This window comes from Rhizobium sp. WSM409, from assembly GCF_057653825.1.
On sequence record NZ_JBYGKP010000003.1, the window covers coordinates 145,421 to 163,019 of the forward strand.

Here is a 17,599-nt window from a genome sequence, read left to right on the forward strand (position 1 = left end):
GTCCACGGAGGAGGCAGGTCCCGTGGGTGTTCCTGGCTTTCCTAATCCGGGATAATGGCGACGCCGGTGTCTCGTAACGAGAAGCAGTCATAGCCACGCAAGCCTGCCGCCTCCATGTCTGGGGTAAAGCATGTCCAAGTGCATAGAGAACGACCACCTGCTGATGTCGAAGGCGGTCCGTGAATGGTATCGGTACTACGAGGTGGAGTGGGACGATCAAGCCTCCTCGTTTTTGTGTGATGCCGCCATCGAACTCTACAACGAGGGCTGTCGCTCGCTAGAGGAGATGGCGACCGTTCTGATCGGCACTTACGTCGGGCTGGCCGCCACGCGCGTAAACGCGCCATCTTCGAACTCAGTCCATTGACAGGCCAGATCAGATCGGACCGGACTCGACGAATACGACCTGCTAGCCGTTCAACGAGTCCTTGCTGCGACTCTTGGTGTCTTAGCTTTTCGGTGCTCGCGCTGTCGCGCCGTTGCATGGGCCGCGTCGCTGCCGCGGGTCTGGGGCCGACCGTTGCGATCGACATGGGTGCGTCTGATCGCTGTCCGAAGAGAGCACGGCGAAGATGCCGTTAACGCGAGACCGGACGTCGAGCGCTCCCCTATTGCCCGCCCAGCTTCCAACTGTCCCCAGACGGACAGGCCACGCCGTTGAAGCGGGTGATGCCGTCGAGAGATTGCCGACTGGTCACAAAACCGCGACATCCGTCAGGCCCATCGTTACTGGCATCGATCTGCTCGATAACACCCGCGCTGCCCGTCGATGGGTTGGCCCAAGCAAGCGCAGTTGCTCCTACGGCACTGTGACCCACCGTATCTGCGATCACCGCTTGATCGGTCAAAGGCGACTGGTGCGGGATTGCTGACTGGGCGATGGGCGTCTCAAGCGGCTCGATATGCGAGCATGCCGCCAAAGCCACGATACTGATTGTCGAGATGGAGTGCTTCAGATTCATCGGTCGGATAATGAGGTTTGCTTGTCGTGTTTCAAGTTACTAATGGTTCACAATGTTGCGAGGTTTGAAGAAGACGCGGTCGCTTTGAGACGGCTCGAACGTGTTCTCCAAAGGGGTCAAGAGACCTTCAATGAGAACGGCCGGACAATGATCTCTACGCGTTTTCAGCCGTTCGTTACGATCACCGCAATAAAGCGGGTGGGTTCCCGGTCCGGCTGAAGCCGGAAGACTGGAAGAGTGGTGACACCGTTTGGCTGCTCGACGTGATCGCGCCAACGCGCGAACTGGCAACGATGGTGCTAACGAATTTCCACCAGGTTGCGAAGCAAGACAACATCAAGATCCACCCGATGGTCGCGCACCTCGTTGATCCTGAGGTTCTTGCGAAACTCTCCAAAATCCCCCAAGCGTCGGCCCACGGCGAGCAACACGCGAATACTTTGAACTGACGCCCGTAGGGCGTCAGTATCTCCGATCCTTTTGGCGTTAGACAGGCATGTCGATATAGTGTGGCTGTTGCGCCTAATGGCGAGCGGAGTAGCATTCAGTCCTGATGCCTAGCTTAGGATGTCGTGCTGAAATCATATGGCTGTGATCTGATCGCGAAGTATCTGCAACAATATAATTGCTTCTTCGAATTTGAGCGGAAATATGCGCAACTCCAAGATTGTACTTCCCACACCAAATGAAATCAATGAAGCGTTTTCATACATAAAACAAAACGCACCAAAATTGATTGAAAATTACAGAATCGCAGCCCTGCAGCTTTCTAAGGCGCCGAAAGATTACAGCTTAAGTGACGAAGAAAGAGCAGCTAGCATAATTGTGCCTGATGATTACATAAATCTGCGAAATTTCATAAACGATGCGTACAAGGGAAGAAATCCTGTGTATTTGTCGCGCCTATATGCAGGAATACATAAAATTATTATTTCATCCGAGGCGTAGAGATGACCGACTTTATCGTGGATGCAGCTAATTTTCGCACGCTCGCTCGCATGAGCGATTCCTCCGGTCTGGAGGTACTTCAGACGCCGGTTTCGCTCCGCGCCGACGACCATGCGGGCGAAGACACCGCCATGTGGCCCGGCCAGCAGGCGGTAGCAGAGTTCGCGCTTGACGCCGGGATAGAGCAGCGGGATTGCCTGCGGCTCGCCAAGCAGGCTGACGGCGCGCGCGGCGCAGCCGAGGATCGCCTCGTTGAGTTCCATAACGAAGGCGGCGGCATGCTCGTCGGAGGCCGGAGTGGGCGGTGCCTCCATGCTTTCATAAACTTCGCGTAGGATCGCCTGGTCGAGTTCGATGACGGCGCTGAGATAGGGCGCATCCGGTGCGCTGTGCACCACCTGGCTTGCACCCGGCATCTCGACGCTGACGACCATGGCCTGGCTGGTGCGATAATGGAGCCTTCGTTCGCCGAACGTCGTCCATTTCGCGCCCTGCACCACGATGCAGAGCGCCGGCCGGTGGATGATGAACAGACGCACATTTTCGAAAGCTTTGCTCGTCGGTGCTGCCACGTCACTTGTTGCGACACATGCCGGCCTGGCCGCCACCACGCCTCCAAAGGCGCGCAATGTCGTTCTCGTACATGGACTTTTCGCCGACGGATCGTGCTGGACCGAGATTATCGCCCTGCTGCAAGCGAGGGGCCTAAACTGCACGGCGGTCCAGAACCCGCTCACTACGCTGCCCGATGCCGTGGCGGCCGCCCGGCGCATTCTCGACCGGCAGGACGGTCCGACCGTCTTTGTCGGCCACTCCTTTTCGGGAATGATCCTCACCGAAGCAGGCGTACATCCGAACGTCTCTTCACTGGTTTATGTCGCTGCCCGAGCACCGGATGCAGGTGAGGACTATGCAGCTTTGGCAAAAACCTACCCGACACCACCCGCAACCGCGGGCATTGTTTTCGACGGCGACGAAGGACGGCTGACGGAGGAAGCGTTCCTGCGCGATTTCGGGGGCGAACTTCCCGAGGCCAGGGGCGAGGGTTCTCTATGCCGTTCAACAACCATTCCAAAAGGCGTTGCTCACCGGCAAAACCTCAAACGCTGCTTGGCGTTCCAAGCCAAGCCACTACGCCGTTTCGACACAAGATGGAACGATTAATCCAGACCTGCAGCGTTTCATCGCCAGACGCATGGGCGCTAAAGCCATCGAACTCGAATCCAGCCATCTGTCGCTCATTTCACATCCGAATGAGATCACCGAGCTCATTCTGGAAGCTGCCGGGCAATCATGACATTGAATCCCCTGACGCCGCGCGAGCCGACATTCCGAGCCTAATCGCTGCCGGCAAGGCCAACGGGGAGACCGCCGAGGCACAGGTCGGCGAACGCTTTGCGGCACCCAATGGCAGCGTTTGGTGGTCTGAGCCATGCGTATCACTTGCCAAACAGCCAGCCAAGCAGGCCTCTGCGAGCAGGCTGCTGGCGGGCATCTGGCATGACTGGGGGAACTGCGGCGCTCGGTGGTTGTTCACGATGTTGGAAGGTCTGAAGAAGACGGTCGCTTTGAGATGGCGCGAACGTTAATGAGCACGGCCTTACAACGATCTCTACGCGTCAGCCGTTCGTTACGATTATCGTGATGACCAAGTCTTCGTTGCTGACCCAAGCGACACCCAGTAATCTCGCCATCTCATCGACATATCGGCAGTGGCAGGCAGCGATTTCATGGCAATTCTCTTCAAAACAACAATCAGCGAAAACACCGCATTCGAGATGATCGAGCGGTCACTGTCAGGCGTTTACCAATATGACGGTTACCTCAATGTCGCGAGCGATGCGGGCGAGACGGCATTGTCTTGGGGTCCGGCAATGCATGCCGAAGAGTTCAAGGCAGAGGTCAGTCAAATCCTACGGCAGACTTGGGATGCTGCCCGCTTCTGGGTCATCTATGAGCGCCGCGAAGACCGGAAGGATCCGGTAGGGACTGACATCCGCAACGCGGCTTTCCGCCTAACGCGCGGATACAGCGGCGTTATCGTTGTCACGCTAAGCCTCCTTGGGAAGCGCGACAGCGCCAATGACCTGGAGCTCATCTTCGTCTGCTTCGAGCAGGATTTTCACAGAAGGAATTTTCGCGTGCGCTACGAGGGGAAGCCGTTACCAAACCAGGATTGACGCCGAGCCGAGATCTCGCGACGGCAGGGAACAAAACATACACCACAAGAAGATGGGACAAGTTATGGTTGCGGTAGGATTTCCAATAAAATTATACGAGTTAATTCGAGCCGACGATGGATCTGTACCGGGCACCTGCACGACAGTGTAGCTCTCGCCGCAAGCGTCGCGGGGGATGGGGTCGGAAACAAGCCTTCGCTGCCGACGTCGGGTAGCGTCATCTTCTGGTCGCGCAGCATCGCCGCCGTCATGGGGATCACCGGGGTTCCCGCCGTTTCGCTTATGCGTCCCAGTCCCCTCGACTTGACTCGTTGATGCTCGCGGGCGAAGATGGAGTTATGAAGACCCGAGAGATATACTCCTGCTCTTGCATCCGGATCTGCTCTATCGCGGAGCACTAGACCCGGACCGGGTTCTGTCGCTCCCGCGTCTTGGGTTCAATCTATATAGCTCCTGCTTTTGTACGCGACGAGTTTGCGAAACCGCAACTGTGCTGGAACATTCAGCGATCTGCGGTCGCGAAGAACGTAGCCATGCGGTCGGCAAAGCCTGCCGCCGACGTGCCGGACCGCATCAAGCGACCGACGCGTCTCAGATCATGGGAATAGAAACATGTTCAATCCTTCACTGGATGTGTCGGGCGATGCAGTCGTCAACCAGATACCAAGTCATATTGTTTTCGCCACCGACTTCACGGCGCGATGTGATCGCGCGCAGGATCGCGCGGTGCAGCTTGCCATCGAATGGAGTGCCAGTCTCACAGCTGTTCACGCAATCGACGATGCCGGCATAGCTGCCAACGCCTCGATCCGCCATGCTCATCAGATCGCTGCGCGCCGAAAAGCCAAGCGCCTGCGCGAGGATCTGGCGGGGATCGAGGGTCTTCGTTCGTCCGTTCTCGTCAAAAGCGGAAGACCGGCAACAGTGGTTCAGGCACTGGCGACGAGAGAGCGGGCTGATCTGATCGTCACCGGCCTGGCAAGAAGCATGATACTGGGCGTACTGCCGATGGGCAGCACCGTCATGGCTCTGGCGCGGTCATCAATTGTTCCGGTGCTCGTGGTGAAGAAGAAGCTCCTCGACACAAGGTCACGAATGTTGGTGGCCACCGACCTAACGGCGTCCTCTAGCACCGCTTTGCAGGTTGCCCTGAATTGGTTCCCCAATGGCCGGCATGGACTTTTTCACGTAATCGATCCGCCTTACCGGATGTGGGCGGAGGATAAGGCGGCTTACCTACGCCAAGTTGAACAGTTCGCGATCGATGAGTGCGCGCGGTTCGCCGTCGAGGCCGCTGGCGCGGCCGCGCCGAACAGGTTCGATATCACTGTGAGAGATGGTGACGTGGTGGACGTCCTGCGCCCAGTGGTAGACCAGGGGGACCTCGACCTTGTCATTGTTGGGACCCATGGCCGCACAGACGTGATGAATTTCCTCCTGGGCAGCGTGTCATCTCGAATTGTGAATGAGATCGAGAGTGATGTGCTGGTGGTTCCTCCCAGTTTTTAGTGGGCTCCGCTCTGGAATGCCGACGTTGGGCTGAGCTGAATAGCGATGAGTTTGCTGAGTTCATCCTGGAGACGTGACCTTGCCCCGTTGAAATAATCCATTTTGAAGTAAGCTCTGGCCCTTGAGAGGACCAGAGGATGAAGCGCAATCGTTTCACAGACGAACAGATCATCGGCATATTGAAGGAGCACGAGGCAGGCACGCCGGTCTCGGAGCTTTGCCGCAAGCATGGCGTCAGCGATGCCAGCATCTATAAATGGAAGGCCAAGTAGGGCGGCATGGAGGTGTCCGAGGCCAAGCGGCTGAAGACGCTTGAGGACGAGAACACGAAGCTGAAGCGGCTTCTGGCGGATGCGATGCTCGACAATGCTGCCTTGAAAGACCTTTTGGGAAAGAAGTGGTGACGCCCGCGGCCAAGCGGAAAGCTGTTGCGAAAGCGACAGGACAGCTCAATGAATCAGTTCCGCGGCATGTTCATCACCGGTGCGTCGCTGGCCGCCGAGGGAGAAGTGACAAGGACGTCATCCTCAGGTCCGGTCATGGCGGGCGGTTCATCGGTCTCAGAAGCATCGTCGTCGCCGAACGTCGCGATCTGAACCATCAAGGCCTTCGCCCGACGCACGGCACCGTCGCCGTCGACGCTGCCGTCGGTGGCCATGCGAACGGAGACTGCTTCATTACCTTCCCCGGTGAATTCAACGGTGATCGTGCCTTCGTGAACATTGCCTACGCGAGTGTCTAAGATCTGCATTCTATGTCTCCTGTTCGAAAACGTTGAAATGCACAGATGCCGAGCGGGTTCCCGTCCACTTCATCATAACTGGCGCGGGTTCAGGTATAGGGCTGGCAACTGCACGGCTCCTCGCGTCGCGCGGACATGACCTCGCTCTGTTCGACCAAGACCTCGAAGCCTTGAAGTCGATAGCGACAACTCTCGTGGACCGTGAACGCGTGCTTTGCATAGGTGGCGACCTCTCGTCCGAAGCTGACATGGGCCGCGCAGCCGAGGATATCGCTACGCGGTTTGGCCGGCTGGATGCGGTCGTGGCCAACGCCGGCATTAAAGGCGTTTGGGCGCCTGTCGACGATCTGACGCCTGACGAGTGGGATACCACTATCCGGGTCAACCTGCGCGGCACGTACCTGGCGCTCAACAAGACTGTTCCTCTCCTCAAGGCGAACGGCGGCGGGGCGATCGTCGTTGTGTCGTCCATCAATGGTGTCAGGACGTTCACCGATCCCGGTGCGACAGCCTACAGCGCCACCAAGGCCGCTCAGGTCGCGATGACCGAGCAGCTTGCGTTAGAACTTGGACGTCACCGCGGTTATCGAACTCTCCACGGGCTACCCGGAGAGGACGATCTTCACGCGGTTCATGCCCGCCGCCGAACCGGGCGGCGGCACGCGGAACGTGGAGGGCCTACTATGAGAAGTGGTGGATGATGACGGGCGAGCACCTGCACTCGGAGCTTGTCGACCTCCTGCCCGAATTGCGCAGTCTCGTTCCGCCCGCGCGCGTCTTCGACAAATCGGCATACTCGCCCTGGGTGGACGGAAGGCTGGACGGCCAGCTTCAAAGCGAGCGCGTCCGAACGCTGGTTGTGACCGGCGGTGAAACCGATGTCTGCGTAAGCGCCGCGATCTACGGAGCCATCGACCTGGGCTACCAAGTCATCCTGCTGAAAGACGCCGTCTGCAGCGGCGCCGACGAGACTCGCGACGCATCCAAGAAACTGCTGGGAGAGCGGTTCTCCGTCCAGCTAGAAATCATGGAGACGGCTGCTTTTTTGTTTCAGGTCCGCTAGATGAGACCTCTTTCCCGGACCTAAGTCCCTGGTGCGGAACTCCTTTACGCTTGACCACGTTTTCCTGAGCAGGGAGCACAGGAGATACCATGTCGAAGTTCTTTTCAAAATTCGCCACTGCCATCGCAGATCTCTCCGGCAAGCCTGGCACCTTCGTGCTGGCGGCCGCGCTCGTCCTTGCCTGGGCGGTCTCAGGCCCTTTCTTCGGCTATTCCGAGACCTGGCAGCTCGTCATCAACACCTCGACGACGATCATTACCTTCCTGATGGTGTTCGTCCTTCAGAATTCGCAGAACAGAGACGGCAAGGCGCTACAGGCCAAGCTGGACGAACTGATCCTGACGTCGCAGGCTCAAAACAAGTTTGTAGGCATCGAAAGGCTCGACGAGGAGTCCTTGCGCGAGATGAGCAGGACGCTCGCCGAAAAGGCGGAATGCGTCGAGGACGTCGCGGACGAAAAGGCGCAGCGCAACAACGCGTCTGCCTGACGCGCCTGGCGTTCGCAATTGCTGGGATTGACGCCGTATGAGGCATCGCGTGATCCGTGATGACGACGTCCGGCAACGGACCTAGCTCGAGTACCTCGTCGAAGTCTTTGTGCTTGGAGACACATGTAGTGGATCGATGCGCCCAAACAACCGGAGACAAGCGCCTGCATTTGCGCCACTAATCGGTCTCCGCGACCCTCGGGGTCCGATCTCGCCCGCATAATCATCGACCGCTACCCCGGAATTCCGGTGATCCTGGCGACAGGCTACGGCGATCTTCCAAGCGATGAGGAATCGACGCTGCCGAGGCTCGCCAAACCGTTCGGACAGGCACAGTCGCAAAGGGCGCTCGTTGCCGCCGTCGCCGAAAGCTAGATACCGAAAGGCCGGGAACTGGTCCCGGCCTTGGCGCGTGGTGCCAGTACATCCGTGGTCACCGACGCTCATGACAGTTGGATTGTCAACTCGCGAAGAATTCAGCCCGCCTTCGGCTTCAGCGTGTCGAGATGATCGATATGCTCCTTGATCTGACCGCGGGCCAGCTTGGTGACGCTGAGGTGCACTCTGTCCTGACTAACTTTCAAGTAGTCCTCCTGGATCGTCAGCAGCTTCTTGTGTCCGTCGAGCTGCGCGGTAAGGTAGCGGCGTCGAACTCCCGGCCGGAAGCGTTCTTCAACTCCTCGAGAGACGCCTTCGGCGTCGAGCATCTTCTCGACATCCTCGTTCGACGGTGGCTTCAATGTACCTTCGGCCTTGCCGCCCATCTCCATGGACTTCAGGATGTCGGCAATCGTCTCCTGCCCCACTTCGCGAACGTGCGACGGCTGCGATCTTCAGCATGTTACGGCGGTTCATCGGATTCTCCCCGCTTGACGCGGTTGCTGATGCACCGATTAACCTCCACGTCCGCGGTTCGTTCCGACCGCACCCTGGGAGCGCACCATGCTCGCTTCAAGGCCGTCCAGATGCCGGCAGGGCAAACGCCAGGAGTGAGGGCGGACACCAGGCAGAAATAGGAAGGCGAGGCGGGACCGACGCGGCCAGAAGCGGGTTCAGTCATGGCAGCTTCCGACCGGCTCCGAGAATATCGGGTCGATATTGCTTCAGTCGGATGAGGACGCAGGCCAGAGCGAGGAGCGCCGCCATGCCGATAGCGGTTGCCGCTACATATGTTCCAGAATGGACGAGTCCCGCGAATAGGAACAGCAGCCCTGCGATAGCGCCGATAACGGAGAGTCTTGATAGCATGGGAACCTCCCGTTGACATTCCATGGGAACGTCGGAGAGACGAGAGGGTTTCCGTACGGCGCCGGACGAAGAGGATCGGAACGTCCTTGTGGTCGCGGAAGCAGGATAGTCCGGGTATCGTGTGTAACTTTACCGGCGCGCACGACTGGGAGACGCTCTGCTCTTGCCACATCCTTGGGGGGCATCGTCATCCTTCAGTCCGAAATTCGAAATGATCTTCTCGCTTCTCTTTCCGTCGATGCCTGGGCGCTGGTTCCACCTCCAGCCGATCGATCTACCTCGGGACTTTCAGATCGGTCACAAGGACAGCGCGATCGCCTATCACTACTTCCCGGAGGCCGGCGTCGCCTCAATGGTGGCGGTATCCCCTGTCGGCGAACGAGCGGAAGTCGGCCTTATCGGCCGTGAGGGCGTCACCCCCTTGGCAACGATGGCCGACGCCAGCCGGCAGCCCTTCGAGTTCATGATGCAGGTTTCGGGTGGATGCTCTCCGGCGCTTGGTTGAAGAAAGCCGGTCATCCAGAGAGACGCTCGAGTCCTTCACCGCGCGTCTCTTCACGCCGACCGCATATACGGCGCTGTCAAATGCAGTGCACCACGTCGATGCGCGACTCGCTCGGTGGATCTTGATGATCGACGACCGTGTCGATGGCAACCACATCGACGTCACGCATGAGTTTCTGGCTGTCATGATAGCGTCCGGTCGCTCGGGCGTCACGGACGCGCTGCATGTACTGGAGGGAAAGCGCTTGATATACTCCAACCGGAGTTTGGTGACAGTCCGCGACAGGGCAGCGCTCGAAGAATTTGCGGGACCCGCATACGGACCGGCGGAGGGAGGCCTCGTCCATGAGCTCGCCTCATAGGAACGGGTCGGAAGCGATCCGCCGTTGCTGTTGTCAACTCCCGACGCTGTCGAACGGTCGTCTTCGAAGAAGGCCAGATCGACGCTTTGGCACACCATGCGCGACTGCATGATCGCGGCTAGCGCGTCTAGGAAAGCTTCCACTGCGTGCTCAAGTTCGAAACCAAGTTCGAGTCTTTACCCAATGCTGATCGCGGGCATTTTCTACGGAACGACGATGTTGGACAAAGCCGGCGAGGCATGCGAGACCATGGCGAACTTTACGAATTAGACGCAATTCGGCTCCCGGTGCTCGACAAGCTCGAGGACGTCGGCAAGCCTGGAAGCTTCAGAAGAATTCGCCAAGTCGCTCTGATAGGCGGCGGCGTTCCCATTTTGCGATCGGCTATTTGAAAGCGAGGATTGGCTGAAACCGCTCCATTTCGAGGTAATGCTTGGTTTCGTGATTAGGCATTTTTGCGATACGCGGGTCCGGTGTCGCGCTCGAGACAACCGAGCGCGTCTCACGCGAGAGCGTGGTCGATACGTGCGAGGTGGTTGTCAGGAACCTGCGCGCCAGGTTTCTCCGCAGCCGCGAGTTCCGCCAGAGTGAGGCCTGTGGCTACAGCAAGGTCTTCCAGACTGTAGCCTTTGGCGAGCCGCGCCTCGCGGCGATGAGATGCCGCGGTCTTGGGAGTGGAGATCTGCTCCATGTCTCGTCCGTTTCCGTTGTAAAATGGTCTTCAGTTTTCAGAGGCGACACGTAGCTGTCGGAGGCGTTCGTTCTTCTCCTCGCGTCGTCTGCGTTCCTCTTCAGCGGCTTCGGCCGCGGCCTTGTTTGTTCGCTCGAATGCTTCCGCGCGTTCCTGCACGGTCAGAGTGCGTCTGATCCTGCTTACCATTGGAATGTTCCTTGAGGGTTTTCCGATATATGGGTGGATTGCCAAGCCGCTTCAACACCTTGAGCGAAGTGTCTGGTAGCGTACCGCCCTTGAGCGGGCGCTTGCGAAGGGTGCGATGGGCACCCATCTATGTCGGGCCACCCCATAATCGTGAAGCTCCGCAGATGTCCGCCGGCGTCCGCGTCGATGCTCGCGCGTCGGGGTGAGAGGGCGGCTCCCCTTCTTCGGGTGAGCCCCCTCGGTCCATTTCAGCAATCCACGGAAAACCATGGCCTCTCACGATCACCTCGTCATATTCTTGCACGGCATCGGGGCGTCTGGCGCTCAGCTCATGCCATTAGCGTCATCATGGCGACCAAAGCTTCCGAACACCCGCTTCGTCGCTCCAGACGCCCCGATGCATCATCGATATGGGCACCAGTGGTTTTCGACCGAGGGAAACCCTCTCGATGCAGCACGTGTCCGAACCGCGCGCGAGGCCTTCGACGTTCTCATAAGCGACGTCGTCCGCAGGGAAGGTTTTGCCGAGGCTCATGACAGGGTTGCCTTCGTCGGCGTCTCGCAAGGTGCCATCGTCGCGCTCGACGCGGTTGCCTCCGGCCGCTGGCATGTCGGCGCGCTCGTCGCGTTCTCAGGTCTCCTTCCGCCGCAGCCGATTTCGCCCTCAGGCAAGAGCACGCCGATCCTGCTCGTTCATGGAGAGAACGATACGACCATACCGCCTATCGCTTCGAGGCTCGCCGCCGCGCAGCTCGGAACGGCCGGCTTCAAGGTCGAGCTGGACGTCGAGCGCGGAACGGGACACACGATCTCCAGCGCTGGCGCACAGAAAGCCCTGTCTTTCTTGAAGAAGAACCTTCCTTGAGCGAACCGCATGCCAACTTGACCGTTTTCCTTTGATGACCGACGAGCAACGCCAGCAATCTGGAGCAGACGAACCGTTACAGGAAACGGTGGCCTTCGCGTTCGACCGTATGACCGTCGCCAGGTTCCGGGAAGTCTTCCCGAACGCGCGGTGGAGCGACACACTCCAGGCATGGACGGTGCCCGGCAAGACGGCGCGCCGCCGCATCGATCGCTGGCTTGCCTCGGAAGATGCTCGGCACTCGCCCTTCGAAGAAGAAAGGGGGCGCGACGCCTATCAGTTCGAACCGATCCTCAGTTCATACCTGCAGGTCTACGACCGCGGCTTCCGAATCAAGACGCCGTTCTCCCGGACGGTCGTTGACGAGCTCCGTCAGATACCTTTCGCTCGCTGGAACGGCGACGACAAGGTTTGGGAAATTCCGTTCGCATCGTACGACGATCTTCAGCACCGGTGGGAGGCGATCGAAGAGGCGGCCAGGAGGGCAGAGCCCGAGGAGCGGCGCAAGCGTGCCGGAGCGCGTAAGGGCACCGAAGAGGAGGCGAAGGCACGGCGTCGCACTCAGGAGCGAAAGAAGCGTCGGTTGCCGGTGTCGAGCGACGACCTTCCTCCCATCAGCAGGCCCGTCGCGACCTCGGCATTCGGAATCGTTGTCATCACCGAAGTGACGGGCGAGATCGTCGATCCGGAAGAAGTCGTCGAACACCACCCCGATGCGAGCGATGAACACGTCTGGGCCGAATGGCGCGCCGCCACGCTCGAGGAACTGGTGCACACCTGGCCGCTACGAGATCCACCGGGAGAATATGAGAAGATCCGTGGGCTGGTGGCAGCCGACGCTAGACGAACTGCGGGATGCCAGAAGAACAGCGAAATCCCGCGAGCGACGAAAGTCCGTTTCCCTGAGACCTGGCGAGGAAGCGTCCACAGGTCCTGAGTGACGTATCTTTCCCAGGCCTTTCGGGAAGCGACCTTCGAGGTCCGCCGGCCGCTTCCCGACTCCGAGCGTCCCGTCGCCTGGCGCTCAAGGAGTTCGTCACGATACGCCTCAACAGCACATCACTGTATCGGGGTGATGAAACTCGTATGAAGAGTTGCAGTACGGCCGCACCCAAAGTTCGTTTGATCGGGTGAAAAGCGAGACGGTCCGGGCGGTTAGGCTGTGGGCGGGCTGTGGATATCCTGTGTGCATAGAAAGATGAATGAACCCGTCGTTCCGGCTCCGTTCATGACGCGCTTGCTCGACCACTCCGACTTCTCCTCAACCAATCTCTGGCCTCCGCCGCAAACGTCGCCGGGATGGTTAGGGCGCTCCCCATCGGGTCGAGCGCCCCTTTTTTTAACCGCTTCCTGGTGACACGCTCTCGTCGCACTTGTCGGGCAATGCTCCGGCGCCGGGCGTCTTGCTCTCGTCTTGCAAGTGCTCCTTGTCATGAGGACCCGCAGCCGGTTGATCCTGACCGTCGACTGGTTTCTCGCCGGTCTCCTCGATCGCCTGCTGGGCTTTCGTGTCCTTGTCCATCTCGCTCTCCTTGCCGTGGTGAGAGAAAACCCGCCGCGCCAGAGAGAGTTCCTGTCGACAAGCAAAAGCGCGCGTATCGACGGTTAAATGAACGCAGATCGGCGCCTTGACGCCCGCCGGTTCGGGGAGGTGGGACGTTCCCGCCGGACGCCGCTTCAGTCACGCGGTCGGCGGTTGAAGGCTCGCGCTTCAACCTTCTTGACGAATACCCGAATTCACTCTGATCTGAGCGTATCCGATATGAACGAGATGCGCGGACCGCGTCGGAGGACACAGCCTCGCCGGCCGAACTGTCTAATTCCCGGCGAAACGGAAGGCCCTGACTGAGGACGCCCCGAGTTGACGCCGGGAAGTTTGCTCGCGATTGAACGTTTCTTCCCCTTGCCCCACCTTGCTTGGTTTCCACGGGCCACAACACTATCATTGTTGGTGCGACATCATGTTGGACAAAGTCAAGGAACCCGCAAAACGAAAACGGCTTTCGACATGTGGTGGTCGGCGCTTCCGTTGGAGGTCCGGCAGATCAACGACTTGGCATTTGCAAGACGTTGCTTCCGCGCCGGTCACGTCGCAGGAGCGAAGCCAGGCAAAAGTAAATTTACTTTTCTTGCGGGCTGGCTGGTCGTCTCCGCGTGGGCGACGAACAGCAAAGACGCGGCGAGGGACGCCGCCATCGAACTTGACTACCGGATGGCAAAGGCTGGCAAGCGGCCGCCAGCGACCGGTTGGAAGTTGACGCCCGTCGCTGACAACGCCTGAAATCCATCCCTTCAAACGCTTACGGCTCTGGACGGTAAAAGCCGCGGCCGATCAGGGACAGGTTCTCGTCGTGACCTGCAACTTATGCAGGGTGACACATAACTATCTGCCGGCGGATATCGAGGAACTATGCGGCAAGGTGATACCATTCGGGATGATACAGGTAGAGGTTGACCATCAGGCCCCTGGCTTCTCGCAGTTCTTCCTCCCATCCCGACTTATGAATTATCAGCGTTTGTAGGACGCTTTCGGAAAACCCAAGATCGACGGCTAGATCAAGATCACTGTCCTCCCGTGCGGTGCCTCACTCGACTATCGAAGAGGTGGACGGCTTCTACGAGTGGATTCCGTTCGGCCCACCGTGCAACAGCGGCGAGCTGTTCGTCGTTAGTGTCCATGTCCGCCCCCTGCTGAACTTAGCTGCCCGGAACGGGCGAATTGCAAAGGGTGCCCATTGCTGGGCACCCTCCGGTTACCAGAAAACGTGAAGTATAGCTGCTATACCGAACAGGCAGGCTGCTACGTTCACGTTGACCTTCACAGTCACAGAGGTGCGTTCCACATGGGAAAGCCCTTTCTGGACCACGCCGGCGCAGCCCATGAGGGTTGCGGTTAAGCACCGTCGAAAGACTTGTACCCGGCTTTCACGGCAGCATCGGTCCATCGTAGACGACTGCAGACCGTCTCAGATGGGCCGCGTTCGACCTGGCACGGTTTCACTTGGCTGTCGGGCACCGCCCAAGGGAGCTGCTACATCGGACCAGACGGCCCCTGCGGTGGTGTCCAAATCGAGTATCCACCTGGTCGATCAGGACGGGGCGGCATGGCGGCAGGGTGAAGATGTAAGGTATCACGGCAGTTCCGAATCGCGGGTCGGATTCAGACTGCCGGCAAATTCAGGCGCTGGACGCTTGCCACATCAATGGCAGTGATAGTCGCCTGTCTTGTGGTTGGTATGGCACCCGTTCTTATCGAGGCCGCCGCCGTGCGCAAAAGCGCTGACTGAAGACAAAGTGATTGCGGTCGCCGCGAGAGCGATTTTTAACATTTTCATCGGTTGAGTTCCCCACCCAGTTACACCTTCAGTGAAGCACACGCGCTCGACTAGAAGTCGAATCGATATCAACCGCTGATACACGGTATGTTGATGGATGGTAAACGGTCGGCGGAGAAGATGCCCGCTATCTCATCTGCCTGGAAGCTGCCTACCCGCACGCCGCACCAACAGCTATTCCCATCGCAAGGCCGATCGGACTAGTGCCGAATAAAGTTGTTCCGAGAACCACACCTAGACCGACGCCTATACCAATACCTAAAGCCATCGTTCGTTGTGGTTATTGGCCGCCCTCACTTTCGGTTGGTGATCTCGGCGGTCCTGGCTCGACTTGCCCCGGCGTAAAGAAAGCCATGTACGCCACCGCTATGATCATCGCGACAACGAAGATAGTCAGCACGAATTTGATCATGCCGTGCGTGGCTTTTTTATCTGTGTTGCTCATGCGACTACAACATAGCCGCAGTATAGAAGTTCCGGCCGTTCGGCATGCTAGCTGGTTAGATGCTTAACGACGTCATCGATCGACTCCCTGACGGGATAATAGCTCGGCGAGGCATCTTTCCCCAGCACACTGACGTAAATGTGGGTGCTGCTGGTGAACGCCCTGATGGCGACCACATGCTCCGGATTGATAAAGATAATCGGATCGTTAGTGCCCGCGTAGTGGAACGGCACAAGTCTCATCTTGTCCTCCCCAGGTTAGCCCCATCCGCACTGAACGACCAAATGCACTGTTTGTTGCTGCGCATCAGAATTTTAGAAGGACAAAAATGATGGACCCTTCGATTGCTCCGGCCTCGCGGGCCGCAGTGGTGACGCCGAACGATACCGCCATGGTCGGTGCGCGCGCCCTCTACATCGGTACGGCGGGTGACGTAGCCATTGCACCGCGTCGGGACATGGATCCTGTCATCTTCAATAGCGTGCCGGCCGGGACGGTCCTGCCGGTTCACGCTGCCATCGTGGCGCTGACCGGGACTACGGCATCCAACATCATCGCGTTATTCTGATGGAGAACGGCAAGAACGTCCCGCTGAACGAGATCGGGATACTGGGTAGCGCCGCGAAGGTGTCGCGATCCATCTTCATCACCAACCATCCCGCCGATCAGAGGGCAGGGGCTCATGACAGGCAGACCAACCGAAAGCAGGGCGGTGATCCATAGGCGGCTCGACGAGCAGGCAAAGCAGATCCATCTGCTCGACATGACTGTAACAGTCAGCAGCAATGTCGATGGGCAGATCCGCGAGGAAATCAAAACCCTCAAGGACACCGTCGAGAAGAACCACGAGGCTGTCGCCCCCACTGTTGAGGAGTGGAAAAAATGAAGACCCTCGGCTATGGCATTCCAGGGCTGATCGCGTTCGCGGGCCTGACCATTGGCGGCATCATTGCCTATGCCAGCGATGGGGCAGTGGCGGCGCTTCGGCATTGGTTGAAGATTAACTGATTGCTCGCGATTTGCTCGGCGGATCAAAAAGAAGCTCCGTCGAAACGGGGCAGTTTGGGAAAGGGCGGATCGCACAGGCTGAAGGAAGGGATGGCGGCCGGCCCCGGGATTGGGGCCACCTGTGCGATCCTGTGGCCTAACAATAAATTGCCGGAAATGTTCCGGTGCGGTTCCGTACAAGAGTTAGAGAGCGGATCACCCCCGACCTGGCGTGGCTGAGGTTTATTCCCGGGGCGCTGTTCAAATCATACGGTTGTGGTGATTTTTGGTTAAATGCACGGGAAGAACCGACGGCTGTCCCGGCGGTGCAGCTCATTGGGACGCCCGACCGCCTGATGCTCTTGCGAATGCCAGGCCGCACGGGGGGAGAACCCTTATGCCTAAAGGGGGTTACATCAGAGCGGAGGAGCCATGGCTCGGTAAACGAGTTTGATCTCGTTGATCAAAAAATGCCCCGCCGAGGCGGGGCAAGTTCGGTGGCCTTAGAGGAACACACCATTGCGTTCCTTCCAGTCTAACAACCAAGGGGCACGCCCGGTTCCCGGTACGCTTTTGTACCGATCCTCCAGGGCTTAACTGCCCAGAGAAAGAAAATCCCCGAAAGAACGGGGCTTAGGTAGGGGTGTGGTTTCTATGCAGAAACGCATCGTGGCGTTGCTACAACTACATTGCATGATCGGTGTATTTTAGCAATCAATAATATTTCGATTCCCCAGCTCTTCGCTGAAATTAAGCATAATATGTACGGTTGCGCGCTGAAGGAAAAAGTAACTTCAAATTACAGTTATGCTGAGTATTATTCGGTAGGCCCCTCAGCGATTACTTGCTAACCCCAAGCACAATGTCTCCTGTGCGTTGGGCGGCCTCCTACATCGCCTCGGGCTCCGTGCGGTCCCTTATCGACCATGTTTTCGCCGACCATGCAATTCTGCCGTTCAAAAAAGCCCCGCTTTAGAGCGGGGCTAAGGTTGAGGTTTACGACCGGCCGCACGGCGAAGTGTCGGTGGCTGGAGTTATAACAAATCTCCGCACGGCCTACGCTCCTACGATCAACACCTGC

At 58.5% G+C, this 17,599-nt stretch carries 19 protein-coding genes and 6 pseudogenes; 17 read left to right on the top strand and 8 right to left on the bottom strand.

Translation table 11 applies throughout. The annotated features are described in order from the left end of the window. Positions 1–130: 130 nt before the first annotated feature. The gene (locus tag AC25BC_RS28210) at positions 131–367 is read left to right on the top strand and encodes a hypothetical protein (RefSeq protein WP_012763477.1); all 237 of its coding nucleotides are present in this window, start codon (positions 131–133) and stop codon (positions 365–367) included. Positions 368–608: 241 nt separating this feature from the next. Here the strand turns inward: AC25BC_RS28210 and AC25BC_RS28215 are convergent, their stop codons facing one another. After that, the gene (locus AC25BC_RS28215; protein ID WP_128439051.1) at positions 609–962 is read right to left on the bottom strand and encodes an RT0821/Lpp0805 family surface protein; all 354 of its coding nucleotides are present in this window, start codon (positions 960–962) and stop codon (positions 609–611) included. Positions 963–1,225: 263 nt separating this feature from the next. Here AC25BC_RS28215 and AC25BC_RS28220 point away from each other — a divergent pair, with 263 nt between their 5' ends. Further along, positions 1,226–1,411, top strand: coding sequence for a hypothetical protein (locus AC25BC_RS28220; RefSeq protein ID WP_431675046.1), 186 nt, complete (start codon positions 1,226–1,228; stop codon positions 1,409–1,411). Between the two features lie 387 nt (positions 1,412–1,798). Here AC25BC_RS28220 and AC25BC_RS28225 read toward each other — a convergent pair whose 3' ends face one another. Further along, complete coding sequence (locus tag AC25BC_RS28225; protein WP_245459817.1) at positions 1,799–2,482, bottom strand: AraC family transcriptional regulator; 684 nt, start codon at positions 2,480–2,482, stop codon at positions 1,799–1,801. On the opposite strand from AC25BC_RS28225, the pseudogene AC25BC_RS28230 reads away from it, so the two are divergent. The 4 genes and pseudogenes from AC25BC_RS28230 to AC25BC_RS28245 all read left to right on the top strand — a co-directional run. Further along, positions 2,433–3,207 (top strand): annotated as a pseudogene (locus AC25BC_RS28230) (alpha/beta fold hydrolase). The gene AC25BC_RS28225 and the pseudogene AC25BC_RS28230 sit on opposite strands and share 50 nt — an antisense overlap. 433 nt (positions 3,208–3,640) lie before the next feature. After that, complete coding sequence (locus AC25BC_RS28235) at positions 3,641–4,090, top strand: hypothetical protein (RefSeq protein ID WP_003553728.1); 450 nt, start codon at positions 3,641–3,643, stop codon at positions 4,088–4,090. Positions 4,091–4,702: 612 nt separating this feature from the next. Then, positions 4,703–5,599, top strand: coding sequence for a universal stress protein (locus tag AC25BC_RS28240; protein ID WP_128439050.1), 897 nt, complete (start codon positions 4,703–4,705; stop codon positions 5,597–5,599). Between the two features lie 137 nt (positions 5,600–5,736). Next, positions 5,737–6,032, top strand: a pseudogene (locus AC25BC_RS28245) (transposase); the annotation flags it as partial. A 24-nt stretch (positions 6,033–6,056) separates the two neighbouring features. On the opposite strand, the gene AC25BC_RS28250 reads toward AC25BC_RS28245, so the two are convergent. After that, on the bottom strand, positions 6,057–6,350 hold the full coding sequence (locus tag AC25BC_RS28250; protein WP_012763472.1) for a hypothetical protein: 294 nt from the start codon (positions 6,348–6,350) through the stop codon (positions 6,057–6,059). A 23-nt stretch (positions 6,351–6,373) separates the two neighbouring features. Between AC25BC_RS28250 and AC25BC_RS28255 the strand changes: the two are divergent. The 4 genes and pseudogenes from AC25BC_RS28255 to AC25BC_RS28270 form a co-directional block, all read left to right on the top strand. Beyond that, positions 6,374–6,859, top strand: a pseudogene (locus AC25BC_RS28255) (SDR family NAD(P)-dependent oxidoreductase); the annotation flags it as partial. A 70-nt stretch (positions 6,860–6,929) separates the two neighbouring features. Then, positions 6,930–7,404 (top strand): annotated as a pseudogene (locus AC25BC_RS28260) (cysteine hydrolase family protein); the annotation flags it as partial. An 89-nt stretch (positions 7,405–7,493) separates the two neighbouring features. Then, the gene (locus AC25BC_RS28265; protein ID WP_012763471.1) at positions 7,494–7,892 is read left to right on the top strand and encodes a low affinity iron permease family protein; all 399 of its coding nucleotides are present in this window, start codon (positions 7,494–7,496) and stop codon (positions 7,890–7,892) included. A gap of 249 nt (positions 7,893–8,141) precedes the next feature. Then, positions 8,142–8,267: a hypothetical protein gene (locus AC25BC_RS28270; protein ID WP_017996658.1), complete on the top strand. Its 126-nt coding sequence runs from the start codon at positions 8,142–8,144 to the stop codon at positions 8,265–8,267. A 101-nt stretch (positions 8,268–8,368) separates the two neighbouring features. On the opposite strand, the gene AC25BC_RS28275 is transcribed toward AC25BC_RS28270, so the two are convergent. After that, positions 8,369–8,698 carry a hypothetical protein gene (locus tag AC25BC_RS28275; RefSeq protein WP_128439047.1) on the bottom strand — a complete coding sequence of 110 codons (330 nt, stop codon included), beginning with the start codon at positions 8,696–8,698 and terminating at the stop codon, positions 8,369–8,371. A gap of 653 nt (positions 8,699–9,351) precedes the next feature. Here AC25BC_RS28275 and AC25BC_RS28280 point away from each other — a divergent pair. Both AC25BC_RS28280 and AC25BC_RS28285 read left to right on the top strand, forming a co-directional pair. After that, positions 9,352–9,645, top strand: a complete 294-nt coding sequence (locus AC25BC_RS28280) for a hypothetical protein (RefSeq protein WP_128439045.1) — start codon at positions 9,352–9,354, stop codon at positions 9,643–9,645. A 124-nt stretch (positions 9,646–9,769) separates the two neighbouring features. Beyond that, the gene (locus tag AC25BC_RS28285) at positions 9,770–10,006 is read left to right on the top strand and encodes a helix-turn-helix domain-containing protein (RefSeq protein ID WP_128439044.1); all 237 of its coding nucleotides are present in this window, start codon (positions 9,770–9,772) and stop codon (positions 10,004–10,006) included. A gap of 502 nt (positions 10,007–10,508) precedes the next feature. Here AC25BC_RS28285 and AC25BC_RS28290 read toward each other — a convergent pair. Next, on the bottom strand, positions 10,509–10,697 hold the full coding sequence (locus tag AC25BC_RS28290; protein ID WP_128439043.1) for a helix-turn-helix domain-containing protein: 189 nt from the start codon (positions 10,695–10,697) through the stop codon (positions 10,509–10,511). A gap of 457 nt (positions 10,698–11,154) precedes the next feature. Between AC25BC_RS28290 and AC25BC_RS28295 the strand changes: the two genes are divergently transcribed. Together AC25BC_RS28295 and AC25BC_RS28300 are read left to right on the top strand one after the other, a co-directional pair. Further along, positions 11,155–11,751 (top strand): alpha/beta hydrolase, encoded by a 597-nt coding sequence (locus AC25BC_RS28295; protein ID WP_003553097.1) that lies wholly within the window; start codon positions 11,155–11,157, stop codon positions 11,749–11,751. 34 nt (positions 11,752–11,785) lie between these two features. Beyond that, a pseudogene (locus AC25BC_RS28300) lies at positions 11,786–12,692 on the top strand (hypothetical protein). Positions 12,693–13,090: 398 nt separating this feature from the next. On the opposite strand, the gene AC25BC_RS28305 reads toward AC25BC_RS28300, so the two are convergent. Continuing rightward, complete coding sequence (locus tag AC25BC_RS28305) at positions 13,091–13,273, bottom strand: hypothetical protein (RefSeq protein ID WP_012763465.1); 183 nt, start codon at positions 13,271–13,273, stop codon at positions 13,091–13,093. A 339-nt stretch (positions 13,274–13,612) separates the two neighbouring features. Here AC25BC_RS28305 and AC25BC_RS28310 point away from each other — a divergent pair, with 339 nt between their 5' ends. Beyond that, positions 13,613–14,032, top strand: coding sequence for a hypothetical protein (locus AC25BC_RS28310; protein WP_244432280.1), 420 nt, complete (start codon positions 13,613–13,615; stop codon positions 14,030–14,032). A 919-nt stretch (positions 14,033–14,951) separates the two neighbouring features. On the opposite strand, the gene AC25BC_RS28315 is transcribed toward AC25BC_RS28310, so the two are convergent. After that, the gene (locus AC25BC_RS28315; RefSeq protein WP_003553093.1) at positions 14,952–15,086 is read right to left on the bottom strand and encodes a YHYH domain-containing protein; all 135 of its coding nucleotides are present in this window, start codon (positions 15,084–15,086) and stop codon (positions 14,952–14,954) included. Positions 15,087–15,578: 492 nt separating this feature from the next. After that, positions 15,579–15,773 carry a hypothetical protein gene (locus AC25BC_RS28320; RefSeq protein WP_128439042.1) on the bottom strand — a complete coding sequence of 65 codons (195 nt, stop codon included), beginning with the start codon at positions 15,771–15,773 and terminating at the stop codon, positions 15,579–15,581. 89 nt (positions 15,774–15,862) lie between these two features. Here AC25BC_RS28320 and AC25BC_RS28325 point away from each other — a divergent pair, with 89 nt between their 5' ends. Together AC25BC_RS28325 and AC25BC_RS28330 are read left to right on the top strand one after the other, a co-directional pair. Further along, positions 15,863–16,099 (top strand): spike base protein, RCAP_Rcc01079 family, encoded by a 237-nt coding sequence (locus tag AC25BC_RS28325; RefSeq protein ID WP_128439156.1) that lies wholly within the window; start codon positions 15,863–15,865, stop codon positions 16,097–16,099. Positions 16,100–16,213: 114 nt separating this feature from the next. Beyond that, positions 16,214–16,539: pseudogene (locus AC25BC_RS28330) on the top strand (hypothetical protein). Positions 16,540–17,599: the final 1,060 nt, after the last annotated feature.